This is a genomic window from Mycobacterium sp. OTB74, from assembly GCF_029892685.1.
GTDB lineage: Bacteria > Actinomycetota > Actinomycetes > Mycobacteriales > Mycobacteriaceae > Mycobacterium.
Genome location: NZ_JARXVD010000018.1, coordinates 135,140 through 145,058 on the forward strand (window position 1 = coordinate 135,140; position 9,919 = coordinate 145,058).

At 63.7% G+C, this 9,919-nt stretch carries 10 protein-coding genes and 1 pseudogene; 8 read left to right on the top strand and 3 right to left on the bottom strand.

What is annotated here, in order from left to right; all coding sequences use genetic code 11:
• Positions 1 to 410 precede the first annotated feature (410 nt).
• Positions 411 to 743 (bottom strand): DUF732 domain-containing protein, encoded by a 333-nt coding sequence (locus tag M2432_RS21930; protein ID WP_280828940.1) that lies wholly within the window; start codon positions 741 to 743, stop codon positions 411 to 413.
• 45 nt (positions 744 to 788) lie between these two features.
• On the opposite strand from M2432_RS21930, the gene M2432_RS21935 reads away from it, so the two are divergent.
• Together M2432_RS21935 and M2432_RS21940 are read left to right on the top strand one after the other, a co-directional pair.
• Positions 789 to 1,115: a hypothetical protein gene (locus M2432_RS21935; RefSeq protein WP_280828941.1), complete on the top strand. Its 327-nt coding sequence runs from the start codon at positions 789 to 791 to the stop codon at positions 1,113 to 1,115.
• A 363-nt stretch (positions 1,116 to 1,478) separates the two neighbouring features.
• Complete coding sequence (locus tag M2432_RS21940) at positions 1,479 to 1,736, top strand: hypothetical protein (protein WP_280828942.1); 258 nt, start codon at positions 1,479 to 1,481, stop codon at positions 1,734 to 1,736.
• Between the two features lie 399 nt (positions 1,737 to 2,135).
• On the opposite strand, the gene M2432_RS21945 is transcribed toward M2432_RS21940, so the two are convergent.
• Complete coding sequence (locus tag M2432_RS21945; RefSeq protein WP_280828943.1) at positions 2,136 to 3,806, bottom strand: pentapeptide repeat-containing protein; 1,671 nt, start codon at positions 3,804 to 3,806, stop codon at positions 2,136 to 2,138.
• Here M2432_RS21945 and M2432_RS21950 point away from each other — a divergent pair.
• From M2432_RS21950 to M2432_RS21975, 6 genes are all read left to right on the top strand, one after another.
• Positions 3,796 to 4,299 carry a hypothetical protein gene (locus M2432_RS21950; protein ID WP_280828944.1) on the top strand — a complete coding sequence of 168 codons (504 nt, stop codon included), beginning with the start codon at positions 3,796 to 3,798 and terminating at the stop codon, positions 4,297 to 4,299. The two genes, M2432_RS21945 and M2432_RS21950, sit on opposite strands and share 11 nt — an antisense overlap.
• Positions 4,300 to 4,450: 151 nt before the next feature.
• Positions 4,451 to 4,630 (top strand): helix-turn-helix domain-containing protein, encoded by a 180-nt coding sequence (locus M2432_RS21955; RefSeq protein WP_280828961.1) that lies wholly within the window; start codon positions 4,451 to 4,453, stop codon positions 4,628 to 4,630.
• A 478-nt stretch (positions 4,631 to 5,108) separates the two neighbouring features.
• Complete coding sequence (locus M2432_RS21960) at positions 5,109 to 5,381, top strand: hypothetical protein (protein ID WP_280828945.1); 273 nt, start codon at positions 5,109 to 5,111, stop codon at positions 5,379 to 5,381.
• Complete coding sequence (locus M2432_RS21965; protein WP_280828946.1) at positions 5,378 to 5,662, top strand: hypothetical protein; 285 nt, start codon at positions 5,378 to 5,380, stop codon at positions 5,660 to 5,662. The genes M2432_RS21960 and M2432_RS21965 overlap by 4 nt, the downstream gene beginning before the upstream one ends.
• A gap of 273 nt (positions 5,663 to 5,935) precedes the next feature.
• Complete coding sequence (locus tag M2432_RS21970; protein ID WP_280828947.1) at positions 5,936 to 6,187, top strand: hypothetical protein; 252 nt, start codon at positions 5,936 to 5,938, stop codon at positions 6,185 to 6,187.
• 144 nt (positions 6,188 to 6,331) lie between these two features.
• Positions 6,332 to 9,499, top strand: a complete 3,168-nt coding sequence (locus tag M2432_RS21975; RefSeq protein ID WP_280828962.1) for an adenylate/guanylate cyclase domain-containing protein — start codon at positions 6,332 to 6,334, stop codon at positions 9,497 to 9,499.
• A 153-nt stretch (positions 9,500 to 9,652) separates the two neighbouring features.
• Here M2432_RS21975 and M2432_RS21980 read toward each other — a convergent pair.
• Positions 9,653 to 9,919: pseudogene (locus M2432_RS21980) on the bottom strand (LLM class flavin-dependent oxidoreductase); the annotation flags it as partial.

Below are 9,919 nucleotides of genomic sequence, written 5' to 3' on the forward strand. Positions count from 1 at the left end.
ATCAGCCATCCGAATTTTATGGCGTCACTTATTCGAATTAGTATTTGTTCGATGGTGCATCGAATTGTGCATCATCGTCATGGTTCAGTTGTGGGTCTGGGAAGCGGTGATTCAAAGCACCGACTCATCGATGTGCTGAACCGGCGCTTTCCGCCAGAGCATGACGACTCACGGTACTCACACGTTGAAATGGAACTATTTGAAGGCATTTTGTGACCTGCGCTATCACCGCCGGGAACGGCATCACAGCAGTTCAAGGCTATTTTGAAGACTGGTGATAACCGACCGATGCTAGCGTTACAACCAGTTGTGTTGGCCGGTTGAGGGATTGGCATGTCGGATCCCCCCATCAGTGCTCGCATCGTGGAATTGGGCGAGCAACTGCAGAATTCAGTCTCGGGCAGCCACTACTAGCTGTCCAATTCCTGGGCAGCCACCCACGGATCATTAGGAATGTCGCCCATATGTTGTGGGCAGAATGACACGACACCAGCGCCAACAACTTCAATCGCGTTTTCCTCTGACAAACCAGAGCGCACCACGCCGCGCGTCACCGATTTCCATGCCGACGGGTTCGCGTCCAGGGCGGTGCAAGCGTTGTGCGCCATCCCGTCAATGGTGCCGGTGTACGTGATGCCATGGGCATCGAGGTGCTGTCGAAACGTTGATTCGCTGTCAGCGTGCGCAACTGGCGCGACAACGACGGCCACAGAAACGACGGTCAGAGCACCGAGGTACTTCATGGCAAGGAAGTCTAAGCAGGAGGCGACGGTGTCGGGTTCGATTCGATGCTGCAAGTACCGGAATCACCGTCTCAATTCTTTAGTAGTTTTGAGATGCAGTTGGCACGCGGTCAGTTCGACGTTCGTGAACTAGCTTTCGAAATCAAAGGCGACGGACAAAAACGGCCCCTGGAAATCGCGGAAGGGCAGACGGCGTTCATCGTCTGGCCGCCGGGCGAAAGGGATTCCAACACTGGGGAAGTCGCCCGCTACGATACTGTCGACGGTCTTCGCGTGCTCGTGGTTCCGTATCACTGCCTGGTCTTTAGCTCTTATTTCAGTGTTCACCAGCGTCCGCGTGAACGGCGGGATCTCAGAGGCCTCAACCCATAGCGGCCAATCGAAGTCGGTCACAATATGCTCTGGTTCCTCTGGCATAGGGCCGGCCTGCCGACCGCCGCACCGACGCTGGCCGAGACCAAGAGCACCAAGAAGTAACCCCACCAAGCCCGCCTCCAGCCGAGGCGTCCGGAGGATGAAAAGGGCGACGGGACTCGCAGGCGCAAAGGTATCCACGCCTGTCATGTCGCGAGTTTCATCGCCGCCGCACTGAGGGGAATGCGCAGGCGTGATCAGTGAGCTGAACTAATTTCCTACTGTTTCCGGTTTTTTCCTTAATTGAGCCGAACAACTCCGCCCAACTCTGGCAAAGTAGCCGCACGCTCGGGCACAGGCCAGGGCGGGAAGGTTCGCCACATGGCAAGTCAACAACACAAAGAACCAGCACGGATCACCACTCACTACGGCTTCGCGCTGCTGGCCATCCTGTCGCTGCTGGGCACCACGATCCCGGGGTACGCGATGATGTCCGCCGCCGCGGAGGTGGCCAGGCAGGACTCCAACGCCGGGCGCATCGCTGGTGTCATGGTCGTCGGATGGTTCGTGTGGGGCGGCATGTGGACCGTGATCTGGCTGGTGTTCGCCATCAACCACGCGCTGAAGAATCGGCGCTGATCGCAGCCCCGGTCGCACAGGCCGACCCAAACGCCAGCACCGCCACCCACGCCTGATTACACGTGGCAATGCGACACCAACAGCTACGGCCACATGAGCTGCCACGCGGAAGCGCCCGAGAGATGTTGCCTGTCACAGGACGGCAAGTGGGTCGTCACGCTCGCGACAGGACTCACCGGCACCGACTAACAACGCCCCAATGAATGATTCGCCTCCAACGAGGAACGCGAGATGGAGCGAAATGTCGGCGGATGTTGGCGCACACACGAAGCGACCCCGCTGGTTGTCCAGCGGGGTCGTTGATGGTCGACGGCTAGTCGTGGGTCCAGGACGTCCAGGAACCGTTCGACCAGCGCAGGCGATGGACCTTCCAGGGGTGGGGGTGAAGCCCTGCAGGTTCTACCCGGTCAGGTTGGCGTTGGTCAGGTTGGCGTTGGCCAGGTTCGCCCCGGCGAGGTTCGCCCCGGACAGGTTCGCCCAGCTCAGGTTCGCCGAGCTCAGGTTGGCCCCGGTGAGGTTGGCTCCGGTCAGGTTGGCCCCGGCCAGGTTGAGGTTCTGCAGGTTCTGTCCGGTCAGGTTGGCGTTGGTCAGGTACGCGTTGGCCAGGTTCGTCCCGGCCAGGTTGAGGCCCTGCAGGTCCTGCCCGGACAGGTTCACCCAACTCAGGTCCGCCCCGGTCAGGGTCACCCCGGTCAGGGTGGCCCCGGTCAGGTTGGCCCCGGCCAGGTTGAGGCCCTGCAGGTTTTGTCCGGTGAGGTTGGTGTTGGTCAGGTACGCCCCGGCCAGGTTCGTCCCGGCCAGGTTGAGGCCCTGCAGGTCCTGCCCGGTCAGGTTCGCCCAGCTCAGGTTCGCCCCGGTCAGGTTCGCCCCGGACAGGTTCAGGCCCTGCAGGTTCTGTCCGGTCAGGTTGGTGTTGGTCAGGTTCGCCCCGGTGAGGGTGGTCCCGGTGAGGTTGTAGCCCTGCAGGTTCTGTCCGGTGAGGTTGGCGTTGGTCAGGTTCGCCCCGCTGAGGGTGGTCCCCGTGAGGTCGTAAACTTGCAGGTTCTGCCCGGTCAGGTTGGCGTTGGTCAGGTTGACGTTGGTCAGGTACGCGTTGGTCAGGTTCGCCCCGCTCAGGTTCGCCCCGGTGAGGTTCGCCCCGGACAGGTTCACCCAGCTCAAGTCCGCCCCAGACAGATTCACCTCGGTCAGGGTGGCTCCGGTCAGGTTGGCCCCGGTCAGGTACGCCCCGGTCAGGTTTTGTCCGGTGACGTTGGTGTTGGTCAGGTACGCGTTGGCCAGGTTCGTCCCGGCGAGGTTGAGGCCCTGCAGGTCCTGCCCGGTCAGGTTCGCCCAGCTCAGGTTGGCCCCCGTCAGGGTGGCTCCGGTCAGGGTGGCTCCGGTCAGGTTGGCCCCGGACAGGTTGAGGCCCTGCAGGTTTTGTCCGGTGAGGTTGGTGTTGGTCAGGTACGCGTTGGCCAGGTTCGTCCCGGCCAGGTTGACGCCCTGCAGGTCCTGCCCGGTCAGGTTCGCCCAGCTCAGGTTGGCCCCGGTCAGGGTCACCCCGGTCAGGGTGGCTCCGGTCAGGGTGGCCCCGGACAGGGTTGTCCCGGTGAGGGTGGCTCCGGTCAGGTTGGCCCCGGACAGGTTCGCCCCGGTGAAGTTATATCCGGACAGGTCTTGGCCAGCCAGATTCGCCCCGCTCAGGTTCACATACGAGCAGTTGTTGCCGGCGGCACACACATCCAGGGCCCCGACGGGTGCGGTGGCCGCCGCGGGGGTAGCCACCGCCGATGCTGTCATCAGCGCCACCGTCTGTCCGGTTTGGCCGGTGCTCTGTGCGCGTGCGGTGCCGCCGAGCGCGGCGACGATGTCATCGATCTCCCGCCGCACCGCGGCCGCGAGCACCCAGGCCCCCGGAGAACCCGCCGGTGCCACCGGGTTTCCCGTCAGCGCCGACAACGTCGCCGCCAGCACCGACCGCACCGTCGGCACGGAAGTGCGCGGTGCCGCCACAGCAGCAGCGGTGGCGACCGGTGCTGAAACGGTCGACCCCTGCGGCACCGCGACCACCGCGGAGGTGGCCGCCACCGCCGTCGCCACCGCTGGTGCCGGCCGTGCCACCCGCCAATCCCGATGTGCGACTGTCGAATCCGAACCGATCGACCCCGTCGAGGCCGAGCCCGCCGTGGCCGTGATCACCGAAGCCGCAGGGTGGTTGGCGTTCGCGGGGCGCCGCGAACTCCCGGTGGAGTGCTTGCCCGGCGCCACCGTCGCCGATGATGTGGCGCCCGGCGATGCATGGTCGGCCCTGGAGCCGACCGGCCTGCCGGTCAGATCGGTGGCCGTCGCGGACGCGGTGTCCTTGGCTTTAGCCCGGCGGGCACTAGCCGCGCTCGAACCCAACCCTGCTGCTCTAGAGGCGTCGCTGGCCGCAGCAGGTGACGAGCCGGCACCGCCGGCAGATGCGTTGTCGGCCTGGGCAATCCCAGCCCCACTGGCCAAGGCCACACCCACACCCAGCATGACCGCACCGGCACCCAGCCAGCGATACGGCCCACGGCGACGACCATCAGCCAGCTGAGCAGCACCCCTACGCTGCGCCGAACCCTGAGCACGCTGACCGGAACGACGGCTATCCGCCACAACCCCCCCCTGTTCGTCTGTGACCGCGGTGTCGATACCCCGACAACTCGCTGGGAGAGTCGTAACAGATAATTTCCGTAGACGTCAATATCGTTGAGGAATCAGCCGATAGGACTGAGCAGGCTGCCGAAGAACTCGAAGCTTCCACCCGCACTATTCGCCGGTACATCGCCACGGGCCGGCTCGCGGCGATGCGCGTCGGACCCCGGTTGATTCGGGTTGATCTGGCCAGTCTGGAGAAGATGACCACTCCGGTTGGTGCGCGATGACCGCATTGCTTATGCCTATTAGTCGGTCGACCAGTGCCCGGAAAATATTAGTCGGTCGACCAATGCCGGAAGAAGTATTAGTCGGTCGACCAAAGCCGGAAAAAGGGGGAATGCCTCAGTCGCGCGGCTAGGAATGGGCGGGCATAAGGCAGCTCGAAGGGGCGGCAAATGCCGGAGGAATAACCTGGCGAGTAAGGGCGAAAAGCCAACTGCCTGAACAATATTCGGGTATTGACGGGCGCGAAAATTTGGTTCATGCTGCCCATGTCGACTCGGAGCCAACCGGAAGGGCCACAGTGACCAACCCGCTCGAAACCCCAACCCTGCCAACGCCAGCCGGCGCACTCATGACTGAGTATCGGACTGTCGATTTCGTCTGCGAGATTCTGCGCCGAGATGACAGGCCCACTGACGATATTGCCTGGGGGCTCGGCTTCGGGAGCGACTTCGTAGCACTGTGGGCCTGGGCGGTGAATGCATGAACCACAGGCCTGACATGTTCCCGAGGCCCTACATCGGTGACGATTTCGAGCAGTGGAACCGGGAGTACAACAACCCCGAGCTGCTGCCGGTAGTCCAATTCCAGTCATGGCGCGACGCAGAAAATCCCGAGCGTATTGGCGGGTGGGTTCTGCGGGTGCCGCCCAAGCAACGGTCAGGCAACTGGGTAGTGGTACCACTATCGGCGGTGAGTGACGTCGAAGCGTTCGCCAAAGCGCGTGAGGCCCTAGCTGATTGGAGTGCCCAGTGAGCATTCTGATGTTTGCGGGAGTCAACCCTGATCAGCCCGGTCGGGTACGCCGTTACGAGTGGTGCACCCAGTGCGGTTACCGCGCCCACACCGATACGCCGGAAGAGGTCATTGCGCCGTGCGGTTGTCCTTTCGACCTGCAGGCCGCAATGCAGGGGAAGCATGTCATCGTCGTGAGCGACGAGGGGCGAGAGCAGGGGTGGGAACAGCTAACCGAGAAGGGCGTTGCCGACCACCTCATCGCCCAAATTATGAATCTGATGTACGGCGAGCGCGTCTGAAAGCCTGGAAACCCCTGACGCCGACCGGAATGTCTCAGCGATGTTCCGGTAGGCGTTGTGTCACATGTGTAAATCAATTTTGGCACAACCGCAGGCGGGGCGCCAAAAAGCGGAATACCTCAGCAGCGATAGTGGGAGAAATTCCATTTAGCGGGGGCCTGTATCCAAAAACGGGTTTTCTGGGCTTGGCATGCTAAAACTCAGGTGCCTGATCGCGGTGTGGGCCACGTTCGTGGCGATGGTTGAGCTGTACCGGCGTTGGCGGGGTGCGGCGTGAGAGCGGGGAATCAGACTCTGCCGTTCGTCTCCGTCACCGAGGACCCGACCCGAAAGAATCGATACAACAAGCCGGCACAGGTCACCACGACCACCGATGTGCCGGGTTGTCGGTTCCGGCCCCTCATCGCTGCGGAGAAGGTCGATATCGGCGATGTGGTCACTGATCCGTGGCAGGCGACGTGTCCACCGTTGCTGGCTGTGCTGGCGGCGAAAGACGGCGACCAGCTTCGACCGGGCATGGTGTGAAGTACTGCTGAGCGGCGGCCTGCGTCGGGCGGGGCGGCGTTCCTTTGGGTCTAGAGCTTTCGGGCGGCCAATGTGCTGGGCCCCGGCTATCTTTAGGGGACGCTCTTGAGCGCAGTGTGGATCGGTGGAGGGTCGGTGGCGGCCATGACAGCGTGCCGGAGGTGTGGCACCGAACTCTCAGAGGATGCCCGGTTTTGCCACGACTGCGGTGCACCGGTCGAAGACGCCAGTATCGGCGCGGAGTACAAGCAGGCGACGGTTCTGTTCGCCGATGTTGTGCATTCCATGGACATCGCTGCGACCGTCGGGGCGGAGCGGCTGCGCGAGATCATGGCCGGGCTGGTGGATCGTGCGACGGTCGTGGTGAAACGCTACGGCGGCAGGGTGAATCAGTTCACCGGTGATGGGGTCATGGCGGTGTTCGGCGCGCCGGTCGCGTTGGAGGACCATGCCGTTCGAGCCTGTCTAGCTGCCTTGGGCGTTCAGGAGGAGGCGAAGCGCCTTGCCATCGAGACCCGAGAGCGCGACGGTGTGAACCTCCAGGTCCGTGTCGGGCTGAACTCTGGCCAGGTGATCGCCGGTGAGATCGGCTCGGGGCCTTTCGGTTACACCACCTTCGGTGAGCAAGTCGGCATGGCTCAGCGCATGGAATCGGTGGCACCGCCGGGTGGGGTGATGCTGAGCGCGTCCACAGCACGACTTGTCGAGGACGCTGCAACGCTCGGCAAACCAGAGATGCTACGTATCAAAGGTGTCGACGAGCCCGTGGCGGCCCAGCGGCTGTTGGGCATCGGAGAACGACATCGCGCTGCCTGGCGGGGTGAGTCGAGTTTGGTGGGTCGGCGGTGGGAGATGTCCGCTGTCGAGGGCTCGTTGGAGCGTGCCATCGACGGCCACGGCGCGGTGGTCGGCGTGGTGGGCTCACCCGGCATCGGCAAGAGCCGGCTGGCGCGGGAGGTCGCCGTGGTGGCCGCCGCCCGGGGTGTCGACGTGTTCACCGCCTTCTGCGAGTCGCACACCAGCCAGGTCCCCTTCCATGCGGTGGCGCGGCTGCTGCGTGCGGTCACCGGCATCAAGGGTCTTGACCCCCATGCCGCCCGAGCGCGGATACGGGCTCAGGCTCCCGACGCGGAGCCCGAGGACTTGGTGCTCTTTGACGACCTGCTGGGCGTCGCCGATCCCGATGTCCAACTGCCCAAGATCGATCCGGATGCTCGGCGGCGGCGGTTGACCGGGCTGGTGAACGCCGCCTCGTTGGCCCGAAAAAGCCCGGTGCTCTACGTCATCGAGGATGCCCATTGGATCGATGCGGTCAGCGAGTCGATGCTGGCCGACTTCATCAAAGTGATCCCACAGTCGTCCTCGCTGGTGCTGGTCACCTACCGCCCCGAATATCAGGGCGCGTTGAGCCGGGTGGCCGGTGCCAAAACCATAGCCCTTGCGCCACTGAGTGATTCAGAAACCATGGCGCTGGTCTCGCAGCTGCTCGGTCACGACCCCACTGTTGGCGAGCTGGGCCAGAGGATCGCCGAGCGGGCCGCGGGTAACCCGTTTTTCGCCGAGGAGATGGTGCGGGATTTGGCTGAGCGTGCTGTGTTGCGCGGCAACCGCAGCGCTTACGTCTCCACCGTCGACGCTGCCGAGGTCACCGTGCCCGCCACTGTCCACGCCACTATCGCCGCCCGCGTCGACCGGCTGAACCCTAAAGCGAAACGCAACCTGAACGCTGCGGCGGTGATCGGCGCGAAGTTCAGCCGGGACCTACTGGAAACGCTGGAGGTTGATCCTGCCCTGGAGGACCTGGTGGGAGGCGAGCTGATCGATCAGATCAGGTTTACCCGACAGCCCGAGTACGTGTTCCACCATCCGCTGATCCGCATGGTGGCCTACGAATCACAACTTAAGTCGGATCGTGCCGAGCGGCACCGGCGGCTGGCCGCCGCAATTGAAGCCCGTAACCCGGCCACAGCTGATGAAAATGCGGCGCTGATCGCCGAACATTTGGAGGCCGCCGGTGATCTGCATGCCGCCTACGGCTGGCACATGCGTGCCGCAACGTGGGCGGCCCACCGCGACATCGCCGCTGCGCGGCTGAGCTGGGAGCGCGCCCAACTGATCGCCGACGCCCTACCCGCCGATGACCCCAACCGACCAGCCATGCGCATTGCCCCTCGCACCATGTTGTGCGCGATTGCCTGGCGAACCCATATGGATGTTGCCGGTGACCACTTTGATGAATTGCGGGAGTTGTGCGCCGCCGCCGAGGACAAGGCGTCACTGGCGATCGCGATGGCGGGGCTGGTGATGGATCACGCCTTTCGGGACCGGATGCGCGAGGCGTCGCAGTTGGCATCGGAAGCCATGGCGCTCCTCGAGTCGCTCGGCGATCCGACCTTGACGGTGGGGCTGGCCTACCCGGGCACCTACGCCAAGGGGGAGTCCGCCGAGTGGAGTGACGTCGCGCGGTATTCACAGGCAGTGATAGACCTGGCCAACGGAGACCCGTCGAAAGGCAACTTCATGATTGGGTCTCCGTTGGCGATGGCCTTCACTTCGCGGGGTATGGCCCGTTATAGCCTGGGTCGTTCCGGGTGGCAGGACGACCTGCGGCACAGCCTGGTCATGGCCCGCAGCGCCGACCCCATGTGCTACGCCACGGCTGTCAGCTGGGTCTATTTCTGTGGAATACCCGCTGGCGTGCTGGAGCCCGAGGATTCCGCCATGCGCGAGGTCGAGGATGCAGCCCGGATTGCCGAACGATCCAGTGATGACCTCGCGGTGGCTCTCGCGCGGGGGCTGACGCTGGGCATTGCGCTGGTGCACCGTCCGACCGATCCCGAGCGCGAACGCGGACAAAAACTGCTGGCGGAGGTCCGCGACGAGTTCGTGCGCGGGGGATACGTCCAGGCCGAGTTACCGATCGTCAACGTGTATTTGGCGCGGGAGAGAGCCCGGCACGGAGAGCACGATGAGGCGATACCTCTCATGCGCTCGGCCGTCGACTATGTGTTCCGCGGGGGGCGACTGCTGCTGTGGAGTGTTTCTTCGACAGGTGTGCTGGTGGACACCCTGCTGGACCGCGGGGCTGACGGTGACCTGGCCGAAGCCCAGGCCGCGATCGAGCGGCTAGCGGCCGCGCGAGCCGAAGAGGGTATGGCGATACGTGAGATCTGGCTGCTGCGCCTGCGCGCACTGCTAGCCCGTGCCCACGGCGATGACACCAGCTATCGCGACTTTCGCGATCGCTACCGTGAGATGGCGAAAAGGCTTGGCTTCGAAGGCCATATCGCGTGGGCCGAGGCGATGCCATGACGGGGCGGTGCTGGGCCTGACCACGACGCTGTGGCTGTCGCTTCAGGGGTGGTGACGTTTTTGTTCACCGATATGGAGGGTTCAACTCGTCGGTGGGAGAACGACGCCGTACGAGGTTCGATGTACGAGAGAGCCGAGTAGTTCGACTCCGCTTCATAACTTCTTGAGCCCGCGGAGAAGCCTCAGGAAAGGTGCGTTGGAGGTCAGACCGTTGCGTAGGCTGGGCTGCAGGATGCTGAGGTTCATCACGACCAGATAGCGCAGTCCGTGATCGCGCCATTGGGCGGCTTGATCGACAACCTCCTGCGGTGTGCCGGTGAGAAAGAACTCTCTCATCAACGAAGCGGGAACCTGAGCTGTGTATGACAGCACCGTCTGCTCGTCGAGGGTTTGTGGTACGAGGTCTTGTGCGCCGGCGAA

Bases quoted from the DNA above. Each gene is read 5' to 3' on its own strand.
- M2432_RS21930 (WP_280828940.1), bottom strand. From the start codon at position 743: ATGAAGTACCTCGGTGCTCTGACCGTCGTTTCTGTGGCCGTCGTTGTC.
- M2432_RS21935 (WP_280828941.1), top strand. From the start codon at position 789: ATGCTGCAAGTACCGGAATCACCGTCTCAATTCTTTAGTAGTTTTGAG.
- M2432_RS21940 (WP_280828942.1), top strand. From the start codon at position 1,479: ATGGCAAGTCAACAACACAAAGAACCAGCACGGATCACCACTCACTAC.
- M2432_RS21960 (WP_280828945.1), top strand. From the start codon at position 5,109: ATGAACCACAGGCCTGACATGTTCCCGAGGCCCTACATCGGTGACGAT.
- M2432_RS21975 (WP_280828962.1), top strand. From the start codon at position 6,332: ATGACAGCGTGCCGGAGGTGTGGCACCGAACTCTCAGAGGATGCCCGG.